Origin of the sequence: Pseudoalteromonas sp. SS15, from assembly GCF_049257195.1 — a bacterium.
Classification (GTDB): domain Bacteria; phylum Pseudomonadota; class Gammaproteobacteria; order Enterobacterales; family Alteromonadaceae; genus Pseudoalteromonas.
This window is the reverse complement of sequence record NZ_JBMMUD010000003.1, coordinates 61,875-85,287: the sequence shown is the minus strand read 5'-3', so window position 1 is coordinate 85,287 and position 23,413 is coordinate 61,875. Positions and strand designations below refer to the sequence as shown.

18 protein-coding genes are annotated in these 23,413 nt (G+C 43.4%); 4 read left to right on the top strand and 14 right to left on the bottom strand.

Annotation, left to right across the window (positions count from 1 at the left end):
* Positions 1 to 2 precede the first annotated feature (2 nt).
* The 9 genes from AAEU28_RS07405 to AAEU28_RS07365 form a co-directional block, all read right to left on the bottom strand.
* Positions 3 to 1,688 (bottom strand): hemolysin D, encoded by a 1,686-nt coding sequence (locus tag AAEU28_RS07405; protein WP_421963556.1) that lies wholly within the window; start codon positions 1,686 to 1,688, stop codon positions 3 to 5.
* 193 nt (positions 1,689 to 1,881) lie between these two features.
* Positions 1,882 to 2,853 carry an LNS2 domain-containing protein gene (locus tag AAEU28_RS07400; RefSeq protein WP_421963555.1) on the bottom strand — a complete coding sequence of 324 codons (972 nt, stop codon included), beginning with the start codon at positions 2,851 to 2,853 and terminating at the stop codon, positions 1,882 to 1,884.
* Between the two features lie 152 nt (positions 2,854 to 3,005).
* Positions 3,006 to 4,484: a cytochrome P450 gene (locus AAEU28_RS07395; RefSeq protein WP_421963554.1), complete on the bottom strand. Its 1,479-nt coding sequence runs from the start codon at positions 4,482 to 4,484 to the stop codon at positions 3,006 to 3,008.
* Positions 4,485 to 4,487: 3 nt separating this feature from the next.
* The gene (locus AAEU28_RS07390; RefSeq protein ID WP_421963553.1) at positions 4,488 to 5,117 is read right to left on the bottom strand and encodes a chorismate--pyruvate lyase family protein; all 630 of its coding nucleotides are present in this window, start codon (positions 5,115 to 5,117) and stop codon (positions 4,488 to 4,490) included.
* A gap of 23 nt (positions 5,118 to 5,140) precedes the next feature.
* On the bottom strand, positions 5,141 to 6,688 hold the full coding sequence (locus tag AAEU28_RS07385; RefSeq protein WP_421963552.1) for an NAD(P)-binding domain-containing protein: 1,548 nt from the start codon (positions 6,686 to 6,688) through the stop codon (positions 5,141 to 5,143).
* A gap of 85 nt (positions 6,689 to 6,773) precedes the next feature.
* The gene (locus AAEU28_RS07380) at positions 6,774 to 8,282 is read right to left on the bottom strand and encodes an amino acid adenylation domain-containing protein (protein WP_421963551.1); all 1,509 of its coding nucleotides are present in this window, start codon (positions 8,280 to 8,282) and stop codon (positions 6,774 to 6,776) included.
* Positions 8,279 to 9,421, bottom strand: coding sequence for an acyl-CoA dehydrogenase family protein (locus tag AAEU28_RS07375; protein WP_421963550.1), 1,143 nt, complete (start codon positions 9,419 to 9,421; stop codon positions 8,279 to 8,281). Before AAEU28_RS07375 ends, AAEU28_RS07380 begins: the two co-directional genes overlap by 4 nt.
* A 9-nt stretch (positions 9,422 to 9,430) precedes the next feature.
* The gene (locus AAEU28_RS07370) at positions 9,431 to 10,651 is read right to left on the bottom strand and encodes an NAD(P)/FAD-dependent oxidoreductase (RefSeq protein WP_421963549.1); all 1,221 of its coding nucleotides are present in this window, start codon (positions 10,649 to 10,651) and stop codon (positions 9,431 to 9,433) included.
* On the bottom strand, positions 10,651 to 11,724 hold the full coding sequence (locus AAEU28_RS07365) for an alpha/beta fold hydrolase (RefSeq protein ID WP_421963548.1): 1,074 nt from the start codon (positions 11,722 to 11,724) through the stop codon (positions 10,651 to 10,653). Before AAEU28_RS07365 ends, AAEU28_RS07370 begins: the two co-directional genes overlap by 1 nt.
* Before the next feature lie 232 nt (positions 11,725 to 11,956).
* Between AAEU28_RS07365 and AAEU28_RS07360 the strand changes: the two genes are divergently transcribed.
* Genes AAEU28_RS07360 through AAEU28_RS07350 form a run of 3 tightly spaced genes read left to right on the top strand, consistent with a single transcriptional unit; the run spans position 11,957 to position 14,178 of the window.
* Positions 11,957 to 12,547 carry a carboxymuconolactone decarboxylase family protein gene (locus AAEU28_RS07360; RefSeq protein ID WP_421963547.1) on the top strand — a complete coding sequence of 197 codons (591 nt, stop codon included), beginning with the start codon at positions 11,957 to 11,959 and terminating at the stop codon, positions 12,545 to 12,547.
* A gap of 8 nt (positions 12,548 to 12,555) precedes the next feature.
* Positions 12,556 to 12,876, top strand: a complete 321-nt coding sequence (locus tag AAEU28_RS07355) for a 2Fe-2S iron-sulfur cluster-binding protein (protein ID WP_130254559.1) — start codon at positions 12,556 to 12,558, stop codon at positions 12,874 to 12,876.
* Between the two features lie 45 nt (positions 12,877 to 12,921).
* Positions 12,922 to 14,178, top strand: a complete 1,257-nt coding sequence (locus AAEU28_RS07350) for an NAD(P)/FAD-dependent oxidoreductase (protein WP_421963546.1) — start codon at positions 12,922 to 12,924, stop codon at positions 14,176 to 14,178.
* A 174-nt stretch (positions 14,179 to 14,352) separates the two neighbouring features.
* Here AAEU28_RS07350 and AAEU28_RS07345 read toward each other — a convergent pair whose 3' ends face one another.
* From AAEU28_RS07345 to AAEU28_RS07330, 4 genes are all read right to left on the bottom strand, one after another.
* On the bottom strand, positions 14,353 to 17,568 hold the full coding sequence (locus tag AAEU28_RS07345) for an efflux RND transporter permease subunit (protein WP_421963545.1): 3,216 nt from the start codon (positions 17,566 to 17,568) through the stop codon (positions 14,353 to 14,355).
* 2 nt (positions 17,569 to 17,570) lie between these two features.
* A complete protein-coding gene (locus AAEU28_RS07340) occupies positions 17,571 to 18,920 on the bottom strand; it encodes an efflux RND transporter periplasmic adaptor subunit (protein WP_421963544.1) in 1,350 nt (449 codons plus the stop codon).
* Positions 18,904 to 19,548 (bottom strand): TetR/AcrR family transcriptional regulator, encoded by a 645-nt coding sequence (locus AAEU28_RS07335; RefSeq protein ID WP_421963543.1) that lies wholly within the window; start codon positions 19,546 to 19,548, stop codon positions 18,904 to 18,906. The genes AAEU28_RS07340 and AAEU28_RS07335 overlap by 17 nt, the downstream gene beginning before the upstream one ends.
* Before the next feature lie 142 nt (positions 19,549 to 19,690).
* Positions 19,691 to 20,578: a sulfite exporter TauE/SafE family protein gene (locus AAEU28_RS07330; RefSeq protein ID WP_421963542.1), complete on the bottom strand. Its 888-nt coding sequence runs from the start codon at positions 20,576 to 20,578 to the stop codon at positions 19,691 to 19,693.
* A gap of 403 nt (positions 20,579 to 20,981) precedes the next feature.
* Between AAEU28_RS07330 and AAEU28_RS07325 the strand changes: the two genes are divergently transcribed.
* Positions 20,982 to 21,647: a helix-turn-helix domain-containing protein gene (locus AAEU28_RS07325; RefSeq protein WP_421963541.1), complete on the top strand. Its 666-nt coding sequence runs from the start codon at positions 20,982 to 20,984 to the stop codon at positions 21,645 to 21,647.
* Positions 21,648 to 22,009: 362 nt separating this feature from the next.
* Here AAEU28_RS07325 and AAEU28_RS07320 read toward each other — a convergent pair whose 3' ends face one another.
* Positions 22,010 to 23,197 carry an NAD(P)/FAD-dependent oxidoreductase gene (locus AAEU28_RS07320; protein ID WP_421963540.1) on the bottom strand — a complete coding sequence of 396 codons (1,188 nt, stop codon included), beginning with the start codon at positions 23,195 to 23,197 and terminating at the stop codon, positions 22,010 to 22,012.
* Positions 23,198 to 23,413 lie beyond the last annotated feature (216 nt).

Here is a 23,413-nt window from a genome sequence, read left to right as displayed (position 1 = left end):
AGTTATTCTAAAATCCACTTTGAGTGCTGTTTATCTGCACTGCCTGCCGAAGTTAATTGTGGACGCTGCTTATCTTGGTTATACCAAAAATACTGCTGCCAATAGGTATTTTTAATATTCCAAACTCCTCCTTGATAAACAAACTCGTACTCCGCTTGTTTTGGCGAGTTCCATAATTTGCCATAACCCGATGAAGATCCACTATAGCTAAAGAATAATGCTGGCGCTTGGCGACTTCGTAAATAGTAACGCCCCTCACTTGCTGGTACTTTTAACCACTCCACAGGATTATTCTGCGCTGTAGTTAAGCGCTCATTGTTGTCTAAAGCAGATACCGACAGCGCCTTACCATCTACAGCAGACTTGATCACCACAGCTTTGCCACTGTCAGCTTGCTGCTTAGTCGGTTGCCAATCGTTTGGTGGTGTTTGCCAAGTAAGTGACTTCCAGCGCCAGTTATAGGGCATTCCCATATAATCATCGTACAGATCTGCGTATCCGGGTTCTGCTTCAATGTTATATAAGCACTGACGACGCTCAGCATCTAATTGCGCAACGCGCTCAGCTTGATTGGTTGTGCCGACATTTAATTCTCCCATACAGGCTTCAAGTGTTTTGCCTGTACCAGTTTCACCCGGGGCGAGTACATAGGTATGATCTCTATGGTGCTGGTTGTCATACCACGTAAGCATCGCCTGTTCATCAAACGACAACCAATTGTCTACCAAGGTTTGTGCTTCTTGCCTTGCGTAAGCTTCGCGTGCACTTTTGTCTACGGCCATTGTACGAATGAATGCCGCCCATAGGTCTTTACTTGCTTCTAAGGCCACCAGCGCAACAGGCTTCATATTACTTGCAGAATATGAATCCCACCCTGAATCAAGGCGAGTATTTTCTTGCCAGATCACATCGCCACTGCTGAAGTCGAGCACATCTTTGGTGTCATGTGTGTGCTGCTCTGCACCTTCTGAACATAAATAAGCTTTTACTTGCCATACTTTTTCGTAGTTATCCGCTGGTAAACGTACTGTATGCTCTGGGCTAAATGAGTCTTGGAACAAGTGCACCGCTCGACCAAACAAGAAATAGTTATGATCCACTTCGGCTTTAGCTGAATAGCCTCCGCCATCCCACACTTTTATACGTTTTTGCTCTGCCATCGCAGCATTTACAAAGTGTTCAATAAAGCGCTTTTGACCGCGGAAAGCCGCATCCACACCACCTTGGCCACCTATGTCATCATAACGACGCATAAAGTGATCTTGTTGTAGATCGGCAGGTTCTTGCGAAATCGCACTAAAGCAGTTTGGTCCAGTCGGATCCGTACTGGCATTCGTCACATTAAACCCTGCTATGTCTACCCAACGCTCGCCCACAATGGCTGCATAGATATCGTCATACTTAGGTTGGTAACTCGAATTGTTATTACTTTTCGCTTGTATACGCTGTACTTCATCATACGCCGCAGTTAAGTCAGTGCGCTTCGCCAGCCCTTGCTGCCAGTGATATCGAGGATCGTTAGGAGCAGTTTGAATGATGTGCTCTTGGTCTAATAACTCCAGTGCCGCGGTACGTGTGAGCCATTCGTGACCCATTGGCATGATGCCACCGCCACCTAGTTGCGTGAATGCACTTGCTGACGTCGCACCTAGCAGCGCAAGACCAATACTCAGTTTTTTGATATTCATAATTTTCCTTATAGAACGGGCTTAATAAGCTTTTTACAGCTCATTTCCTTAAGCCAATAAAAATCACGCGCATAGTAGAGTTAAAACTTTAAAGTTACAACTATGTTAATGATGGATTAGAAGGAGTAAATGGGATTTCTTGGAACCAGCCCTAAGCGGTTGGGGGAACTCAGGGCTGGAGAGAGTAAATAAATTACTGGCAATTCGCGTTAGGGAAGTTACTGACGTGAGTCGCGATATGATCGGCGTAACTGTTATTTAAAATCGGCGTTGTGCCGTAATGACCCGCATCTTTACCTATGGTAAAGCTTTGAGATGCACTCAACCCAGATTTGATAAATGCTTCCGCATCCGTTTTAGCATTGCCATAAGCACGCACAATTTTAATGCCATTCGCTTCAAGCTGATTAATCTGCTCTGTCTTGTACTCAGCTGTACGGAATAAGCTGGTTTCATTGCTCAGCGAGGTGCGCAGATAACCTTGAGGCAAGCCCATCCAAGATAGCCATTTACGTGTACCTTTGGCATACCAATAAACACGCGCAGTCAGATAAATAGGCTGATAACCTAAATCTAAATAGCTACGCGCTAAGGTATAAGCCTCGTCCTTTGCGTCAGCATAATCGATGCCTGTGTAATCACCAATTTGCTCGGCATCAGACTCTGTTAATGTGCCATCAATGTCGAATAATACCGCTTCTGTATTTGGCTCTACGACCGTTAAGAAACCTTCTGTGCCTGTGCCATCAGCTGGAACGCCCGCATAAATACGGTATTGGCCTGCAGACATGCCCGGTAAAGACAAAGTCGCTTTACCATCGCTGTTTGTGGTCGCTGTCGATACATATTGCCACTGCGCATCATTTTGACCACGAATATAAAACTTCACTGTTTCAAATTCTAAGTCTTTATGCGCCACACTGCCGTAATCAAACTTAGCAGTTACTGAAACAGGCTTACCTACCGCGACAATTTCATCGTGGATCATATGAAAGCTTGGCAGCCAAGTAATAAAACGATTTGACCAGTTTGTATATTTACCGGTTTCAAAGCTAGGCGCTTCAAAACGCTGCTCCATCAAATGTGGTTGCGGGCACTGTGGTAGTGCAAAAGCCGAGGCTGCGCTCAGCAGTAGCGGGGCAAAAAGCCATTTATTATTGTTCATATTCTTTCCTTAAGTAAAAACATCAATTACTTAGAATAGAATAAAAACTCAAAGTTACAAAAATGTTAAATATAAAATAAAAACTTAATTCATATAAAAAAGGCCGCGTACTTTTCAAGTGCGCGACCTTTATGTATGCGTATGAAAATGAATTAGGCGTTGCGCGATTTAGCCACGATTTCGACTTCTTCAGGCACTAAGAACACCCCTGAAATCGCTTTAAGATTGGCCTGCTTCCCTTCAGGTAGACTAAATTCAAACTTATGCGCTAACTGAGCAAATAAGGTATGAATGATGTATTTACCAAAATGTTCACCCAAGCAGCGGCGCTGACCTAAACCAAATGGGAAAGCTTTACCCAGTTGTTTTTTGCTCAACTCGCCATCTTCATCTAAAAAGCGCTCAGGCATAAATTCATATGGGTTTTCCCACAGCGTTTCATCACGGGTAATACTGTAATTATTAATCACCAATGGCGTGCCTTCAGCAAGAAAGTAACCGTCTAATAGCGTGTCTTTGCTGGTTGCATAGTTGGCCGCTGGCATTGATGTAATTGAACAATGGCGCAATACCTCACTAATAAACGCCTGTGTATAAGGCAGATCCGCTTTGTGCTTATTCAGTGGCACCGCGTTTTTACCCACCACTTCGTCGAGTTCTTTTTGTACACGCTGCTGCTGTTTTGGAAAAGCAGCCAAGTATAACAACGCCCAGCGCATCGCAAATGCACCAACACCGCCACCAGCTCCCGCGACTTGAGTCAGTGAACCGATGACAATTTCTTTTTCATCAATGTTTAAAGCAGCTTTCGTTTGCTCATCGACACTGTCATTTGCAGCAAACAAATAATCACATAAATCACGATACTCGCCCGGTTTATAATCGGCTTTACGACGGTCAACATTGAATGACACGTATTGATCAAGGGCGTTGAGGTTACCGCTAAACTTTTCAATCGCATCACCATACTGAGCATAATATTTCTCTTGCAGTTCAGTAGGCATCAACTCGTAACGCGTGCTGTTAATAAAACCATTGGGTAACCAACTTAAGCTTTTCTCGTCAAACAGACCTTTTTCAAATTCACCAAAACGATCATCAAACATGACCTTATGTAAAAAGCTAGCAAGCTTAATTGATACTTCTCGATTCGGGTCAAATGGCTTGCCCTCTTCTGCTTGCCATAGTGCTGCGATATCCTCAATCTCAGTGGTCATCCATTGCTCAATGTTATCCCAGCGCGTGGCAAAATATTCACGCATGGCATGGGCAAATACTTTACGGTGCACCTGCCAAGGCTCGCCAGCTTCTAACTCTAAAAAGTGCTTTTGTGGTGCCACTTGCAGAATTTTATAATCGGCGCGTACATTAAACACATCATTCTGTGTGACCAATGCTTCTTTGATGTATTGATAGCCGTTTAAAACCACCAAATTACCCTTGGCTGTTTCAACCGAGTAGATATCTCCGTATTTTTTTGACAGAGATTCGATAATTAGGTGGTAATCCTCACCCCAAAAAAACAGCTGCCCGTCTTCGCTGTTAAATGGGATGTGAGGAATACTCGGAGTCAGTTTGTTAATGTCTAAATTGATATGTGGTTGCGCCACGACGCTGTCTGTATTTTTCATTGCTCAAATTCCGCTGACTAAAGTTGGCGTTGCAGTGGTCGCTGCACTCGCTGTGAATTGCTCTGATTGCAGATACCAAACGAAAGGAAACTTTTCGGTGATCCGGAAGATCTTTTTACCTTGAGAGAACACCAAATAGGTGCGATACAACACCAGATCATGGCTTGAAATCGCAAAGTGAGGTGCTAGCTCATTGGCATATTCAAATCCCCATGACAGCAAGGTTTTATAAGTTTCTACCTGAAACTTTTCCCAAGCTTTGCCGATGGGGATCTGAGAATGAGTCAGGGCACGAGAAAAATTCACGTTCATGTTACCGTGATAAACCAGGGAGTCGGCGTATAGGTAAGGCAAGCCTGAGGTCTCGCCTTGCAATAAAATAACCCGCCTTTGGCAATGTGTTTCAGCTTGCTGTTCACTCGAGGTTGTAGCGATCGTGTCGCTATCAACATCGGCTTCAAACAGTTTATTCACCACCAACTTTTCATCGACAATACTTTCGATTAATTGGGTTACTGTGCCATCTGTGCCTAAGATAATTTTTTGCAAATGGCTTAAACGACTTAAATTAAAGCGATGTGGCTGCAACGCATCATCTAGATTACACAAGCACTCATCGGTTAGTCGGATCATAACGTTTTCCCGTCCCTGAGCAGCTATTTACTAAGCTCACGTAAGCCATCAAGGCGCAGACGTGAGAGTAGTTTTTGGGTGGTCAAAGCCAATTCAAAATGAATGATGCGTGGCCAAGAACTGATATTTGGAAAGCCTAATAAAAACGAGCGCGCTGTATGCGTCATTTTATTTGGGCCATCTAAACGGTATTGCGCTGCAAACTGTGGGTTATGCAATAGCTTTACGCGCAACAGTGGATCTTTAAACAAGCTAGGGATCTCAGGCATGCAGCCAACCAGCTTTGCCATAGAATCCATGTAATGGCAGTAGTTCACCAAAGACGCCACATGTGGGGTGATCTTGTACTCGGTCTGCCAGTGCTCGGTATCGTATTTAATAATGTCGACCATTTCTGATAGCGGCGGTAATAATTTCTCGCCACTGGCCAGTTGTGATAAGTAACGACATTGCATTTCAGCAATAACTGGAATGCCCCCTTGTTGCGGGCGAACAAAACCGATAAACGACAGTGAGTCACCCATTTCAGGAATAAACATTTGTTTATACAAGTCACGCATATTACTGATGCTGACATCTAAAAATGGGAAGCTCAGTTGATAGCCGGTGCAAAATACCACGGCATCAATTTCTTCACGCGTGCCATCTTGAAACACCACGGCGTTTTTTTCAAAACGCACAATGCCACCAATGTTAGGCACTACTTTGCCATCGGCGATTGGCCTGAATAGTCGCTCATTTTTAGTGACGGCCTGATGGTGAGAAGGGCCAGATTTTTTCAGCCACTCACCTCTGATCCGCACATGGTCGTTCCGGCTATTCACATACTTATTGAAAATACCTTTGGTGATCCCACCATGATAACGATGTGGTAATTTGTTCACGATGCGTGATGTTAACCAGCTGGTATCTATGGTGAAGTAAGGATCTTCTTGGAACGCCATATAGCGTGGTGCCACCGCAGGGTAACGACGCAGCGATAAGATACATTTGCTCGCAACTTCTGAAATCTCCGAAGTAATGTCGGCACTACTTTCTCCCAAACCGACACATAACACACGTTTACCCGCATATTTGTGCTTATCGCGGTAATCATTCGAGTGCTCAATTTCACCCTCGAACATATCTAAACCAGCAAGCTCAGGCAGTTTTGGCTTTTGGAAATGACCCGAGCAAACGGCAACCATGTCAAAGGTGTCAGTTTGTTCAGCCATGCCATGTTTTGTGGTGACCTGCCATTTACCCGCTTGCTTTTCTACCTTTCGTACTTCGTGATCGTAATGAATGTATTGACCTAATTCGAAGCGGGCAAGATATTCGCCTAAGTAGTTAACGTATTCTTTTTTAGACCAGAACTTCAGCTTTTGCTGACTCGGCACATAATCTGAATACGCCATAAAATAATTAGAAATGGTTAGGTGCAAATCTTCATAGATTTTTTTATCGGCAAATACACCACCAAAGCTTTCTGCTTTTTCAAAACAGACAACCTCATGGCCTCCGTCTGTAAGCTGTTTGATGGCGGCAATGCCTGATAAACCAGCACCGATGACTGCGATTTTTTTTCTCATTTTTCATTCCTTGTTTAACTAGGAGGTGCCTGCAGATGCAAGCGTGTTACGCCTAGCTCATCGTGATCTGGGTGTTATTTTCAGATCACGATTGAGCAGACAACCCAGATAAGCATTGACGCGATAATTTTCCGTTGCGATTACGAGGCAGTGCATCGTGCACTATCACCTGCTCTGGCAACATGTATTTAGGTAAACGTTTGGCACAGTGAATTTTTAGGGTTAATAAAGACGGCGCATCGCCCTCTACGGCAATATGCGCATGGAGTGTTTTTTGGCTGCTGAGCTCAACTAAACACTCTTTCACTGCTGGGTGCTGGTAAATAGCGCGTTCAACTTCACCAAGATGAACTCGATAACCATTCACTTTGACCATATGATCTTGGCGACCGACATACATCAACTCTCCCAACTCATTGAAATAGCCAATATCACCTGTGTTATAAGCTTCTGATTGCAGATCTGCGCGCCCCCAATAACCGCTGAAAACAGTCGGACCAATTACAGTAACAAACCCTTGCTCGCCCACAGGCAGTGCTTTACCTTGTTCATCACAAATTGATAGCAAAGCATTGCTGGCCGGGTAGCCTATAGGTAGCTTGTCTGGTACTACCCGAGGGACTTTGTAGTAACTACAGACATTGGTTTCGGTCGGGCCATAAAAGTTGTAAAGCTCTGCATCGGGAAACGCTTCACGAAGTTGTTTAAGCGGTTTAATGGCAAAAGCTTCACCAGCAAAAATAATGGCTCTAAGCTGTTGGCAACGCATCGCAAAGTCAGCGTCAGCTTCTAGCATCATCACCAATGCGGTCGGCACTGAATACCAAATACTGATCTGCTTTTGGGCCACAAATGACACTAATTTTTGTGCCACATAGCTGTCGATTTCAGACACCAAATGAACACTTGCGCCTGATAACAAAGCCACATAAATATCCAGCACTGATAAATCAAAATGCCAGGGGGCATGATTGGCAAAACGATCTTGTACTGTTGCGTTGAGTTTATTCGCCGACCACTCAATAAAAGCAAGGGCATTTTCATGACTGATTTTGACGCCTTTTGGCACGCCGGTTGAGCCAGAGGTATACAGCATATACGCCAAATCTGTACTTTTACCCTGTTTCGGTAGGTTGAGCTGGCTTGGTTGCTGAGCTGAGATATGCTGCCACGTGTGTACATGCAATACTGAGCTTATCAATCCATCTTCGTCTAAGACCACAAAGTCACATAAGGCATTATCACCACGCTGATATTGACTAAACTTAGCCTTATTGGTGATCAATACCTTCATGTCGCAGTCTTGACGAATAATATCCACACGCACTTTCGGATTCATTGGATCAATTGGTACATAAACGGCATTGAGTTTACTCACCGCCAACATGCCAGCCAAAGCTCGACATGACTTATCACACCAAAGCCCCACTCTATCACCCGCTTTAACGCCGATTTTTTGCAGCAGCACTGCAATTTGAGTTGCCCTGAGTTGTAATTCACCATAACTATACGACTCTGTGCTATCGCTGACTGCCAGTGCTTGCTCACCAGCGCGCACTAAGCCTTGAGTTAAAACTTGATTGAGTAACTTCATAGTAGACCCAACCTGTTACAGATGAGCTCTCGTTGAATATCAGACGTACCTGAGAACAACACCGACCCTAGGGCATCACGAATGCTGCTATCTATGCCGCTTTCTTGTAAGTAACCGGCCGCGCCATGAATACGAATGGCGTCAATACCCGATTGCACAAACGCTTCGCTGATAGCTAACTTACTTGATGCCACTGCTTTGGTGTTATCAACGTCTTGAGACTTTTGCCAAGCCGCAAAATACAGCAATAAGCGCGCACTTTGTAAACGTACTTCCATATCGGCAATACGATGTGACACTGCCTGAAATTTGCTGATGGTTTTATCGCCCTGCTTACGGGTATTCGCAAACTCAATGCAGCGCTCTAAATCGTTCTGCATCACACCAACAAATAAAGCAAATAAACAACAGCGCTCCCAATCCATAGAAGCGGCAAAAATACGCGCGCCTTGCCCTTCACTGCCTAGTACATAGTCCTTATGCACTTTTACCTCATCAAAAAACACTTGGTTGAGCTGCGCCGAATCAAGCCCTAACTTTTTGTAGCTTTTTCCTACTTCAATGCCAGGTAAATCAGCAGGCACAACAAAGGCCGTTTGACCTAAGTAGCCAAACTTAGGGTTGGTGGTCGCATAAAGAACAAAGTAGTCGGCCACACTGCCGTTAGTCACATAAGACTTAGCACCATTGATGATGTAGTAATCACCCTCTTTGATTGCCTTGGTGGTTAATTTGCCAATGTCTGAGCCTGCTTCAGCTTCAGAAATGGCATTCGCTGCGATTTTCTCACCACTGGTCAGCGCCGGTAATAACTCATGTTTTAGTGTTTCACTGCCATGTTCATAAATCGGCATAACGCAAGCAAAGGTGTGTGCAGCACCGGCAAATAAAATGCCGGTATCTGCACAACCTTGACCAAGACCCTCTAAAATTTTAACTGTGGTTAAAATGTCAAAACCACTGCCACAAGGCGAGTAGCGGCTATCTACGGGTAAACCGTAATAGCCAAACTCACCCAGTGATCGCCAAGCTTCCATAGGAAACTCGCCTGCAGAGATCTTCGAAAAATCGAGATCTCGTGCAAAGCTCAAGGCGTGCTCATGTAATGCGAGCTGATCCTCATTCCACGCAAAGTTCATGATCTATCCTCAACCAGCCATTTGTTTGCGGTCGTATTCTTCAATAGCATTTCTAAAGATGGTCGGGGCTTTCCATCCTTCACAATCAAAGCAACAGCCACCTAATAGACGGATAACTTCATCGCGTAAATCAGGGTTTTGCATTTGATAGCCAAAGAAAATTGGGTAGATCCAGAAGTAACGAATAAGATCTGCAGCAATTTGCTGACCGCCATTACTCCAATCGCGGTATTCGTAGAAAGGCGTTTTCCAATCGTTACCATCGATGGCACGTTTAATGGCATCTGCGGCTTTAATACCCTCTTTCATGGCGAATGACACGCCATAAGAGAAAATTGGATCTAAGAATCGATGCGCGTCACCGATACATAACCAACCATCACCTACAAATGGTTCAATACGGTAAGAGAAGTCTGCCATTGATTGCGATTCACCCACGCGCTCTGCGTTTTTGAAACGGCGTCTGATCTCAGGGCTGATATGCTCCATACCCCATTCGATGGCATCATCTGGGTTTTTACATTCTTTGTAGTACAAGTCTTTCGGGATCACTATCCCTAGACTATCTGTGTCTGGCGAGATTGGAATGATCCACGACCAGTGATACTGCTTTGAATATAAAATGGTGGTATTTGTTGAGAAAGGCGGTAAGTCACGCTCAACATTTTTATAATGTGCAAAAGAAGCGATCTGCTGTGAAAAGAACTCGATTTCACGTTTTCCTGCAATGCCCTTACGCGATAAAAAGGTATTTTGACCACTGGCATCTACCAGTACCTTTGAACGAACTTGATGCTCAATGCCATCGGTTTTATAAATCGCGCCAACCACTTTTTCTTCATGTTTGATCACGTCTTTAACTAAGCCTTGCTGATATTCAACGCCATGCTCTAGGGCTTTGCGCTTTAACATGTTATCGAAGTCGCTACGGCGTACCTGCCAAGTCGGTGCTAAGATAGGAATAAAGAACTCATTTTTTGATAGTGAACCAATCACGTTCACACCGGGTTTGTCTGGGAAGCCTGCTGCATTCATTTCATCCGCCAAACCGAGATCACGTATGATCTGCCCCGCGTTACCAGTTAGTGATTCGCCAATGTGAAAGCGCGGAAACTCATCTTTTTCAATACATAAAACCGATAAGCCTTTTTTGCGACACTCTATGCCACATAAGCTGCCTGCTGGGCCACTGCCAATAATAACAACGTCGTAACTTTTAAACTGATCCATTACATTGCTTTCCTATTTAAGAAATCTTCCACTACCCAAACAAATTCTTCTGGGCGTTCAGAAGCCGAGAAGTGACCACAGCGAGAAAGGCGAGTAACACTGGCGTTATCAAGAAGCTCCGCGGCTTTTTCACTCCACTCTGGTGGAATAATTTGGTCGTGGTTACCTGCAACAAATAAAGTGGGTACCATCACCCCATCAAAGGTTTTCGCGATAGACTGGCGCGCATAGTCATCTAAGAAGCTGTGATAGGCAGGGCGAGACAGCACATCATCAAGTAATGACTCTAAGGCTGGCGTCATCTTTGGTGGGTGGTAATAAGCGGCTGCCAAGAATTGTTCTGGGTTTGACGACATTTTCTTTAAATCGCCCCACCAGTTTTCGACATCTTCAACTAAACCAAAGCCACTACAAACCAGGGCTTTTACTTTCTCAGGGAAGCGACGTGCAATCTCTGTTGCGATCATGCTGCCTGCTGAGTTCGCCACCAGCACCCACTCTTGCTCTTCAAGCGTTGCAAGGTATTGCAATGTAAATTCAACATGATCAACATAAGAGGGCGCTTCATTGGCACTTTGGCTCAACCCAAAACCCGCTAAATCAAGCGCCACGGCATTGTGACGACCTTGTACTGAACGCAGTGTTGAAGACCAAGATGTTGAAGGATTGCCAAGCGCAGGCAGTAAAATCCATAAAGGGCCATCGCCTTTAACTCGCAATACATGCTGCTTAAAGCCTTCACCTGCATCCACCAGCTCACTCTGAATGCCATAGCTTTCTTGTAATTTCACAAGGCGCTCTAGCTCAGATACCGATTGCTCAGCCTGCATCTCATCTTTTGCGCTTAGGGTGTTAATAAGCGCTGCAAGTGTTTCTATATTCTCAAAATGTACAGGGGTAATATCGTGCTCAGGGATCTTCGCACCGTAGCGCTGATCTACATGCGCAAGTAATCTCACCATCGATAGTGAATTTAAAATACCTAGCTCTAAAAGCGGTGTGTGCTGATCTAAATCAGGTGCCGCACCTTCAAGTAATTCATTGTTTATAAAGTCGATTAGTTCTTCAATCATGCTAGTTTCCTGTCTAGTCTTTGCAAATCCTTCAACCACGACTTATTTGCTTTGAATAGTAAGCGATGCCGCGAATGTTCGGGTTCAGTTTGAATCTATTAAAAACCTTACAGGGAATGTTGATATAGCCATATAGCCCCTGTGGACTATGGCCTTGGTCCGTTGGGACTATAGGAATGTTCTACGCTTAGCTATACCTTGATGGCTCGCTATCACAGTTAGGAAGACTGCAATGCAGCAAACTAAAAATCACTTAGTCAGCCCGGTTAGTCGTGCTGATATTCCTGAGTTAGAGCCCATTTTGCAGGGCATTGAGAACAATCTAGGATTTATACCAAACGGCATTTTGACCATGGCTAAAAACCCTATGCTAGCAAAAGCATTTGGGCAGTTGTTTGGTTGCTTAAGCCAATTTGAACACATCAACACAGAACTAAAATGGGCGATTGCCACCATTAGTTCTAATGCTGCAGGGTGCCAATATTGTCAGGGGCATTTCTCGCATATCGCCAGTCGCGTGAATGTGAATCGTGCCAAGGTGTTGGCCGCATTTGAATTTGAAACCAGCATTTTATATGACGATGCCGAACGCGCGGCACTTCGCTTTGCATTTGCCGCAAGCACCTCGCCTGCTCACCTAGAAAAACACCATTATGACGACTTAGGTAAGCACTTTAGTGAAGCAGCGGTCATTGAGATCTCAGCGGTCATCGCCATTTGTGGTTTTTTAAACCGCTGGAATACCACCATGGACAGTCAACTAGAGGCCGATCCAGCGGCTATCTTGGCTGAAATTAATCAACTAAGCCGTTTTTCGATGTAGGAGCTGTTATGCCTGATATTACTTTTATTGATTTTAGCGGCAATGAAACCACCATAGATGTGCCTGCTGGGACTTCTTTAATGCAAGCCGCGATGGAAAACATGATCGATGGCATTGAAGCTGAGTGTGGAGGTTCAGGCAGTTGCGCAACTTGTCATTGTTATTTAACAGACGACTGGCAAGGCAAGGTAAACGAACCAAATAGTAGTGAAGCAGATATGCTAGAAATGGTCTCAGAGCCGACTGAGTTAAGTCGTCTAAGTTGCCAGGTATTAGTGTCTGATGAGCACCATGGCTTGCAAGTGAGATTACCAGAATCTCAATACTAGATTTGGATAATCTGAGCTTTAGCCATAAATTTAAGGAATAACATCATGGCAAGATGCATCATCATTGGCGGCGGACATGCCGGCGCGCAAGCGTGTATTAGTTTAAGGAAAGAAGGCTGGACTGACGAAATCGTTTTGATCAGTGATGAACACAGCTTGCCCTATCATCGCCCTCCGCTTTCTAAAAATTATTTGCTGGGTCAGATAGATGAAAAAGGCCTATTAATAAGACCTGAGCAAGCCTACCAAAAAGATAACATCACCCTAAAATTACGCACTCGAGTTGCAAGAATAGAGCCCGCTTTACAAAGTGTGGTATTACAAAATGGTGAGCGTCTAAGCTATGAACACTTGCTACTCTGTACGGGCAGTCGAGCGCGTAAAATCACTTGTTCAGGCAATGAATTAAACAATATTTTTTATATTAAAACCCTAAAAGACATTGAACAGTTAGCCACACGGCTTAGCACAGATAAACAGCGTATTGTGATGGTTGGAGGCGGCTACATTGGTTTAGAAACCGCTGCTGTACTCAATAAAATGGGCCATCAAATCACACTACTAGAGCAAGCGCCGAGATTGCTTGCTCGCGTTACCGCGCCCTTTATATCTGAATTTTATCAGCAGCTTCATCAAAAACATGGTGTAGACGTACATACCAACACACAAGTTTTAGCATTCACTGGTGAGCAAAACGTGACTGGAGTGCGCTGTAAAACATTAACCCAATCAGACACCACAGAGCAGTATTTTAATGCCGACTTAGTCATTGTTGGTATTGGCGCCGAAATTAACACTGAGCTTGCTGAACAAGCAGGATTACTGGTGGAGCAAAATGGCATTGTGGTCAATGAATTATGCCAAACCACAGATAAAAATATTTATGCTGCAGGCGATTGCACCATAGGTATTGAGCATCACAGTGGTATCGCAACGCGTATTGAATCTGTGCCAAATGCGTTAGCACAAGCAAAAACCGCTGCTGCGACTATATGTGGTAAACACCAAGCAGTAACGTCAGTGCCTTGGTTCTGGTCTGATCAATACGACTGCAAAATTCAGATCGCAGGCTTAAATCATGGCTATGACAACACTGTATTACGTCAACATTCATCAAACAGTTTTTCATTGTGGTATTTAAAGCAAGGCCGGATCATCGCAGCAGATTGCATTAACACGGCTAAAGATTTTATGGCCGCAAAAAAGATCATAGATAAAAAAATCTCTCTGCCTATCGACATGATAGGCAATACCGATATTGATTTGATAAAACAGCTATCAGGTCGCTCCCAAGCTATTTAATTTTTCACAGCTTTTAAAGCAACATTTTACCCAGCTAATTAAGCCTAGTGTTTGAGCCCGTCAGGGCTCTTTTTTTCAGCCTCAAAATAGACCGCTTAATTAAGAGGACTGGTATAAAAACAAAAAAGCCACAGCGGCTTGCCCCGCTGTGGCCTTTAAATTTTGTGACTCGGTTTAAATTGATTTTACCACTGCTGTAACTTTTACATTACCACCTAACTCGCGCTCGTTAACCGCATCGCCTGAGTCTATACCATGATCACTGTGATAAGGTTTTGCCACTCCAAAGTCTTCTAAAATGCTGTACAAGCAAGGTAACACCAGCAGTACCAAACAGGTTGAGGCCAAAATACCAAACACAATACTGGTCGCCAGCGGAATTAAGATCTGCGCCTGTAAACTGGTTTCGAATAACAGCGGCGTCATACCTGCTATTGTGGTCACTGATGTTAACACCACCGCACGAAAACGGTCATGACTTGCTTGAGCGGCAGCATCATGTACTGACAAACCTTCTTTGACACGACGCTTCACAAATTGCACTAACAAAATAGAATCATTAACAACAATACCTGCCAACGAAATAAAACCCATGAGCGAGGGCATCGAGAAGTTAATACCCATAATAAAGTGACCTAAAATAACGCCTATCATGGCAAATGGAATAGACACCATGACAATTAAAGGCTCAATATAACTTTGGAATTGCAAAGCCAACAGCAAGAAAATACCTATCATGCCGAGTAACATAGCGCGGCGCATAGACGACTGAGTGATCCCCGCATTTTTGACTTCACCTTCAATACTGTAAGCCATCTCGGGATAGCGTGAATTAAGATCAGACAACCAGCGTTTTTCGACATCTTTCACCACCGCAGAAGCGGTATTAAGTTCGCTGTCAATATCGGCGAATACAGAAACCGTCGGCATATTATTCACGCGGTTGATCACCGCAAGCCCTCGGGTTTGCTCGATATTAACTAACGCAGCTAATGGAATGGCAACTTGGCTTTTTGGATGAATAATCAAAAAGTTATCAAAATCACTGTATTCGTCCATGCTTTGCGCTGCCAGTTTTACCGTCACTTCATAATTTTCGAGCCCAACATGAATGTCAGATAATTTGCTGCCTTGAAATGCTGGCCTAAGTTGCTGCGCTATGTCCGCAGAAGTAATACCCGTAACTATTGCATCCGGTTTGAGCGTCAAGGTAAACTCAGGTTTGCCCGGTCTCAAATCATCAGTAATGTTCTGCACTCCAGGATAACCCTTTAACCAGTTTTTTAGCTCGTAGGCTGCCTGACTCAGCTGTTCTATGTTGTCAGACTGCAAACGAATATCGACGGCTCTGCCCTGCGGTCCCAATTTGGGCTCTTTGAACGATAAACTCAGCGCCTCTGGCACATCACCTAATTCTTTGCGCCACAGATCCGAAAAAGCCTGCAAATGGGTATTGCGCTGCTCTGCACTGAGTAAATCCACTGAAATATAGGCCAAGTTGGCCCCTTGATCTTGGTAGTCTGGGTTTTGCCCATACACCACCGTGCTGGCAATCACCAACTCGCCATCTTCTTGTTCACTGAGCTTTGCATTGGTGCGCGCCAAAGCTTGCTCTATCTTTTGCATAGTTTGCTGGGTTTTAACCAACGGCGTGCCATTTGGCATTAACAAACGCGCTTGTAATACATCACCATCAATATCAGGGAACGCGGTAAATTTCAGCACGCCAGAAATCAACATACTCAGAGACAATAAAAAGATGGCGATCACCGCTCCAAACACCAAGTAGCGATAGCGGATCAACACATGGTTCAAATGCAATATCTGCTGATTCCAATGGGTAAACTTAGTTTCAAACCGAGCGCGAATTGCACCAACACCTTGTGCCCATTTTCCGTCTTTGCTTTTACTTTGTAAGGCGTGACTTAAGTGATTCGGCAAAATAAAGAAGGCTTCAATCAAAGAAACGGTGATAACAGAAATAAGCACAATGGGGATCACTTTTAAGATCTGCCCTAAATTGCCCTCAATAAAGATCAAACCAACAAAAATACATAACGTAGTGACAAACGAAGAACACACCCCGGGCAAGACGACTTTCGTGCCCTGAAGCACAGCATCTTGTACTTTTAAGCCTTTTTCAATATGCGAACCAATAGACTCGGCGATCACAATGGCATCATCCATTAAGATCCCAAGCGCCAATAACAGCGCCACCATAGAGAGCATATTGATTGAGATCCCCAAGTGCATCATTAAAAAGAAACTCGCTAAAAATGACACAGGTAAGCCCATCACCACCCAAAACGCATATTTAAAAGAGAAAAACAGCCACATCACAAAAAACACCAACAGCAAACCTTGCCATGCATTAGTGATCAACAGGTTGATCCTGTCTTTTACTAAGCTGGTATTGTCGTTGGTCAAAGTTAAATGCACCCCACTTGGCAAACTGGCTTGTAGCTTTGCCAAAACCGCTTCGGTGGCATGTAACACCCTTAGGCTATCTTCGTTGGTGTTCTTTTTAATGGTGATAATGGCTGCAGGCGCACCGTTGAAAAATATCTGCTTTTCATCGCGTTCAAACGTATCGCTCACCTGCCCTAAATCGGCGATGCGCACGTGATTACCTTGTGTACCGGTGCTCACCACGACATCTGCCAACTGCTCAGCAGAGCGACGTTCGTCTTTAATACGAATTTGCGTGTCGGCTTCTGAAGTTTCGAGCACACCGAGCGGCAGTTCGATATTCTGCGCAGTTAATCGCTGACTCAAGGTTTGCAAGCTCATGCCGTATTGTTGCAGCGCGTCTTGTGATGCTGTCACGCGAAGTTGATGTTTAGAAAAGTCGTTGATTTCAACAATCGGAATGTCTGGATGGCGCAGTAAAGTCACTTTAACTTGCTCAGCTAAGGCTTTTAACTCAACGCGCGATAAACCCTTATCTGCGCCATTTTGTGCCGCATGAGTGGTCACAGCGACACTCACCACATCTTGTGTACGTCCTCGTTCATTGATGGTCCATTGCTCAACCTGAACAGGAAAATCATCTATGGTATCGATGGCATTTCTAACGTCAGTACTGAACTGTTCAAAGTCACCTTGCTCAAACATTTTGACCGTCATCTGGCCAACATTTTGTCTTGCCACACAATGTTTTTCTTCTAAAAAGCTGATCCCATCTAACGCACTTTCTAGACTTAAACAGATCTTTTGTTCGACGTTTTCAGCACTGGCTCCAGGGTAAGGCACCACGATATCGAGCTGGTACTGGTTGATTTTAGGTAAAGTTTCGCGGTGAATTTGCGGTAAGCTGACTAAGCCAATCACGATAAACAGCAACATCAAGATATTGGCTGCTGTGGGGTGCGCTGCAAAAAAGCGGATCATTATTAAAGCTCCTTCACTGATGTCACCGCCAATACGGCATTTTCTGGCACTAACTGTAATTTACTGCCTGCGATCACAGGAAACAGATCTGTGGTGATCAGTTTCGCACCGACTAACTTTTCATCTTGAAATAAGAAATAATTTTGCTGCTTCAGCGCACCACGCGTATCAAGCTTTTGTAATGTGTTTTGTGCATCGGCTAGAAGCGCATAGCGACCTTTTACCACCGCCCTCGGCACTGCAATGAAGTTTTGTTCTGTGGCTACTAATGTTACTTTTGCGCGCATACCTGCCAGTAAAGGCGGCTTATTAGCAAGCTCAATATTTTTATAACTATCGTCAATGGTAACAACCACCCCAACAGTTTGGCTTTGTGGGTCTATTTCATCACTCATACGAGCAATTTTAGCCTGCCAGCGCATACCTTCATGACCCAATAACTCTACCTGAGCTTGCAAACCTTGTTCGTCAAAATAGGCGGCCATCCCTTGGGAGGATACCGTTGTAATATTGGGTGGACGTTGAAAGAATCCTGTGAATTGATGAAAGCTGTTAAAGGTGAATTGGGCATTTATTTGTACTTGCGCTACATCGCTGGCACTGAATAATGGCATGCCCATGGTAACCCATTGCGATTGCTCAATATTCACTTTATGAATACGCCCCGTAAATGGCAAACGAACTTGTGTACGCTCAATCGCAAGCTGTGCTTGTTTCACATCGGCTCGGGCTTTATTAACTCCCGCCTGTAGAGCCTTGATCTCTAATGGCAACAAGCTCTTGGTATTTTCGTTACGTTGCAAGTCTTGCTGTTGCAATAACACTTGTTGTTGGGCTCTATCTAGCTCATTTTGAGATATGCTTTTTTGTTTAAGTAAACGCGCTAAGCGCTCGTATTCGCTTTGCGCTATTTTGAGCTTGTTGTGGCTAAGTTTAATGTCGAGCGCATTATTTAATTGTGCGGTCTTCTTGGCTGCAAGTTCGACCTCTGCAGCAGCTAAGTTGGCATTGGCTTTCGCCAGTTGGAGTTGGTAATCACTGTCATCTATCGATAGTAATAAAGAGCCTTGTTCAAATAACTCGCCTTTTTTTAGTGCTGGATGTACATAGGTAATTTTACCCGACACTTCAGCAATACTATTAAATTGAATATTTGGCTCTACGCGTCCAAAGCCCACTATTTCTGGCTTTATTGCTCGCTGATTGAGCAACTGATAATGCGCTAATTGACCGTCATCAGTCACTTGCTGATGCTGCATTGACGCATTTAATTTAACTATGATGACAACTAATAGAACGCCAATCGCCACTGCGATAGGCAAGTTCCTTCTTGCACTAAAATTCCACCTCATGAGTTTGTTGCTCCTTTAAGCCAAAAATAAACTGTAGATATAATTCCTTTACACGCTGTTCGCTTTGTATGTCGGCGTCTTCGATTTGCCAAGCTTGCTGACGTAGTGTTTTAAAAATGTAAGGTGACACCAATTGTGTCATCAGTGAAAAAGCCGCCAACTTGGCTTTTTTATGATCGTCAATGCCAACTTCTTGTTTGATTAACTCAGGTAAAAATTGCGACACACGCTCTGGAAACGCACTCATAAAAGCCTGCGCTAATGGCGTGGTTTTATTAAGAATTTCTTCCGCTAATAAATGCACAAACCCAGGATTCGTTTGCAAGATTTGATTGAACTGACGCATAAAGTGATAAACAGGGCGAGCTTGTGAATGCAAATCACTGAATTGAGAAAAGTGTTCATCGGCTAAGGCTTGGATAAGTTCTACGAATAGACCTTCTTTGCTATCGAAGTAATATTTGATCATCGCAGAGTTTACTTTTGCCTCGGCAGCTATCTCTCGAATAGTGATCTGGCTATACGATTTTACGTTGAGTAAATGCTGTGCAGCGATAATCAGCTTAGCCTTTTGCTCCGCTTTTTTGGTTTCGCAAACAGGCCTTCCTCGAGTAACTTTTGTTGTCATTTTATTCTCTTTATATTTAATTAACCAACTGGTTAATTAAATATAAAGTTCATTATTTAGTCAACTAAAGTTTATTTTTTTATTTATAGAATAGATACTTATGCTAACTCTCTTGATTGCGAGTGCCAGTTAAAGATTGTTTTTACTGCTGCCATAGTTCATAACCTGTAAAGAAGACTTCTAGGCTGATTAACAACAGTAAAAAACTGACTAATTGGCCAACTTTCACTTTTGAACACACATAAGCACCGAGCGGTGCGCCGACGACAACAATGGGAATTGCAGCTAATAAATACTGTTCAATTTCTGGCGTAATCGTATTGAGATGCCAGGCATTAATGGCACTGCCCACCAGTGAAGTAAATGCCATCACCACCACAGAGGTTGCAGTGGCTTTTTTAATGTCGGCTTGGTAGGCAATGATAAGCAAAGCAAATAATGCGATATCAGAACCAGACCCCACTAAACCGCTAGCAATGCCGCCAACAAATCCAACTAATAAAAATCGTCCTAGGCTAGGCTTTATATGCTCAGCACTCGGTTGATGATGTGCTTTTCGCCACCAGCGCAGCACCATGGTAATGGCGAAACACAAGAGTAGAAAACTGAAAATCGATTTAACCAATAATCTCGGCGCGAAAGGAGCCACGTACAACAAACTGATCGCCACGCCTAAAGCCGACATAGGCAATGCCATAAACACGATGTTGGTATAAATAGGAATGCGACGGCAAAAAATGGTGATTGCTGCCGCAGTCATACCAAAGCTCTGTATAGCCAGAGAAAACACTTTAGCAGTAGCGGGATCTATAGCTAAAACCTTGGTCATCACAGGAAAAGCAACCGCTCCTCCACCTAAAGCTGTGCCACCAGCCACAAAAGAGCCTAATGCCATCGTTAATGCGATCTCAAATTCATGAACTATTTGCAACAGTGAGTTGGAGAGGCCTTGTAACCAAATCAATGCAGCATAAATTAGCACAGTAAAATAAAATGGCCATGACGATGGTCGCCGTAATCTTTCAATCATATTACACCTTGATCCCTTTCAATCGCCTGTTAAGTCTAACCATATGCGTTGACACTTCGTATAGTCTGATAGGACCATCTATCACTCATGTCGCAAAAACAGAGAGCTTGAATTATCTGTTATCACCTCACTCAACTTCATTATTAGATTACATAAAAATTACTTATATCCGTCTATGCGGCCCAATTTTGCTTGTTTCACACCCAGTTTTATGACAATTACTCGAGATCAGCGATTTATTTTTTTTCATTCACAATTTCTTCACTTTTAATTGCTATCAATTCCGCATCCATGCTTTAATTAATCACGCGATTAATTAAATATGAATTTAGTTACTGCACTGTCTGCAGAATTAATATGAATAAATTCATTACCTTGACATCGTATTTTAAGGAGAATGCACATGTTTTTGGGTTGTACTGAAGAGCTATCAAGTATTTTAAAGGCCATAGAGCTGTTAAAAACATCTATAAAGGACCGTTCTTTTGATCTCACTATTTTTGAAGAAGTTATGTTTTTTGCTGAAAAAGAAGCGCTATACATCGCATTAATTGATAAGTCGAATCTATCTGTTAAAACTGATTATTCAATCGGATACTCACCTAACCAACAACAACAACTACTAAAAACCATCAATTGCACTAAATTAAACAATGTGAATTTATTAAAAAGCTATGCAAAAGCGAGAAACCCGTTATCTGATATCGCGACATATGATTTAGATAACCAAGACTCTGGATTTGTAACTTTAGTGGCTTTTAATAACAAACGCTCAAACACATCGGCCCCAGCGTCTTATCTGATCGAGCTCATTTTACCCTATCTACATAAAGCACAGCTGTTTAGATATGAGTCAATGCGGGCATTTAATTCACCTATTCATTTACTTACAGGGCGTGAAAAAGAAGTGTTAGATTGGATATCATCAGGCAAAACAAATGGAGAGATTGGTATGATCTTAGGGATCAGCCAATATACGGTGAAGAACCATGTCGCGAAGATTTTAGAGAAGTTAAATGCCCCTAATCGCTCGGCAGCCATGGCATTGAATAATGAGTTGAATATATAGGGCTAACCTTACCTTTGAGTGTTGTATTACATCAATAAAGTTGTCGCGCTAAAGCACAACCTACAGGTAATTTTTTAGTTATCTGTAGGTCGCCATTTATGGCGACATTATCGTGCAAAATATACGTTGCGAAGCAAGGTTGCTTTTGCGCAAGGTGAAATGAGCAATCTTAACAGCTGCAATGGAGTACTTAATCTGTAGTTTTTAGGTCGTCTTATGGCGACAAAGTATTTTTCATTTCGGTAGCACCGACTTTATGTCGGGTAATTTAAATCAGCAAGATTTAAACATTTTGTTGCGCTAAAGCACAACCTACAGGAGCTTGGTTTTGTATTCTGTAGGCCGTAATTTATGCCGAAGAGCTAACAAGCTTGCCCGCATGCCCAACCACAGCTCCACGCATACTGGAAGTTGTAGCCTCCGAGCCAACCAGTCACATCGGTTACTTCACCGATAAAGTACAAGCCTTTTTGCTTTTTCGATTCAAATGTCTTTGAGCTTAACTCATCGGTGTCTACACCACCTAAGGTCACTTCGGCTGTTCTGTAGCCTTCTGTGCCGTTAGGTTTGATCTGCCACTGGTGAATGTATTTTGCAATTTCATCAATTTCAGTGTGTGTTAATTGATTCAATGCTTTGTCTGGAATAGCTTGTTCGTTGATTAACACTTCAACAAAGCGCTTTGGCAAAATGTTAGACAAAGTATTCTTCAAAGACTTACTGCCTTGTTCTTTGCGCCATTGATGAATAGCTTCATCTAATTGAAGGTCAGGCAATAAGTTAATGGTTACCGCTTGCCCTGCTCGCCAAAACGAAGAGATTTGCAAAATAGCGGGCCCTGATAAACCACGGTGCGTAAATAAAATATTTTCTCTAAATTCAGTGCCGCATTCACTCGAGACCAAACATGGAATGCTCACCCCTGATAAACCATCAAACCGTGTTTTATCATGATCATGTAAGGTGAAAGGCACAAGTGCCGCCATTGTCGGCAACACCTTTAAATTAAATTGCTCTGCGATTTTATAACCAATCGGCGTAGCGCCTAGTTTCGGCATAGTTAAGCCACCAGCAGCTACAACCAGCGACTCACAGGTAAAGACACTCTCAGAGGTAGTTACCTGATAACCGCCTTCAGCTAATTCAGAGACGCTTAATACTTCATTTCTGAGGTGTAATTCAACGCCCGCCCATTCACATTCTGTCATGAGAATATCAACGATATCTTGTGCGCTATTGTCGCAAAACAACTGACCTAAGGTTTTATGATGGTAGGCAAGCCCATGACGGTCAACAAGTTCTATAAAGTCATGTTGTGTATAACGGCTTAAACAAGACTTCACGAAATGCGGGTTGCCACACAAATAATTAGCAGGACTTGCACCCTCGTTGGTAAAGTTGCAACGTCCACCGCCACTGATCAAGATTTTACGACCTGGCTTTTTGCCCATATCAACAACTGCAACGCGTCTGCCTCGATAGCCAGCCTGAGCTGCACACATTAAACCTGCAGCACCTGCACCAATAATCACCACGTCGTATTGCAACATATTTTTCTCTGTTTAGCCGAAATCGGAGAGGATTATACCTTGATGGAGGGTCTTTTGTGCAAACAAGCATAAAATTAACACAAAACCACCAATCATTTACATATGTTTACATTACTAGTTAAAACTCTAAATTTTCATTTAAACTTAAAAAAACCTTAATAATCAACACCATTTAAACTTTAAAAGACGTTTATCCATCTGCATATAACCATTGCG

Excerpts from the sequence above, each read along its gene's own strand:
- AAEU28_RS07405 (WP_421963556.1), bottom strand. The coding sequence starts at position 1,688 with ATGAATATCAAAAAACTGAGTATTGGTCTTGCGCTGCTAGGTGCGACG.
- AAEU28_RS07400 (WP_421963555.1), bottom strand. The coding sequence starts at position 2,853 with ATGAACAATAATAAATGGCTTTTTGCCCCGCTACTGCTGAGCGCAGCC.
- AAEU28_RS07395 (WP_421963554.1), bottom strand. The coding sequence starts at position 4,484 with ATGAAAAATACAGACAGCGTCGTGGCGCAACCACATATCAATTTAGAC.
- AAEU28_RS07390 (WP_421963553.1), bottom strand. The coding sequence starts at position 5,117 with ATGATCCGACTAACCGATGAGTGCTTGTGTAATCTAGATGATGCGTTG.
- AAEU28_RS07385 (WP_421963552.1), bottom strand. The coding sequence starts at position 6,688 with ATGAGAAAAAAAATCGCAGTCATCGGTGCTGGTTTATCAGGCATTGCC.
- AAEU28_RS07380 (WP_421963551.1), bottom strand. The coding sequence starts at position 8,282 with ATGAAGTTACTCAATCAAGTTTTAACTCAAGGCTTAGTGCGCGCTGGT.
- AAEU28_RS07375 (WP_421963550.1), bottom strand. The coding sequence starts at position 9,421 with ATGAACTTTGCGTGGAATGAGGATCAGCTCGCATTACATGAGCACGCC.
- AAEU28_RS07370 (WP_421963549.1), bottom strand. The coding sequence starts at position 10,651 with ATGGATCAGTTTAAAAGTTACGACGTTGTTATTATTGGCAGTGGCCCA.
- AAEU28_RS07365 (WP_421963548.1), bottom strand. The coding sequence starts at position 11,724 with ATGATTGAAGAACTAATCGACTTTATAAACAATGAATTACTTGAAGGT.
- AAEU28_RS07360 (WP_421963547.1), top strand. The coding sequence starts at position 11,957 with ATGCAGCAAACTAAAAATCACTTAGTCAGCCCGGTTAGTCGTGCTGAT.
- AAEU28_RS07355 (WP_130254559.1), top strand. The coding sequence starts at position 12,556 with ATGCCTGATATTACTTTTATTGATTTTAGCGGCAATGAAACCACCATA.
- AAEU28_RS07350 (WP_421963546.1), top strand. The coding sequence starts at position 12,922 with ATGGCAAGATGCATCATCATTGGCGGCGGACATGCCGGCGCGCAAGCG.
- AAEU28_RS07345 (WP_421963545.1), bottom strand. The coding sequence starts at position 17,568 with ATGATCCGCTTTTTTGCAGCGCACCCCACAGCAGCCAATATCTTGATG.
- AAEU28_RS07340 (WP_421963544.1), bottom strand. The coding sequence starts at position 18,920 with ATGAGGTGGAATTTTAGTGCAAGAAGGAACTTGCCTATCGCAGTGGCG.
- AAEU28_RS07335 (WP_421963543.1), bottom strand. The coding sequence starts at position 19,548 with ATGACAACAAAAGTTACTCGAGGAAGGCCTGTTTGCGAAACCAAAAAA.
- AAEU28_RS07330 (WP_421963542.1), bottom strand. The coding sequence starts at position 20,578 with ATGATTGAAAGATTACGGCGACCATCGTCATGGCCATTTTATTTTACT.
- AAEU28_RS07325 (WP_421963541.1), top strand. The coding sequence starts at position 20,982 with ATGTTTTTGGGTTGTACTGAAGAGCTATCAAGTATTTTAAAGGCCATA.
- AAEU28_RS07320 (WP_421963540.1), bottom strand. The coding sequence starts at position 23,197 with ATGTTGCAATACGACGTGGTGATTATTGGTGCAGGTGCTGCAGGTTTA.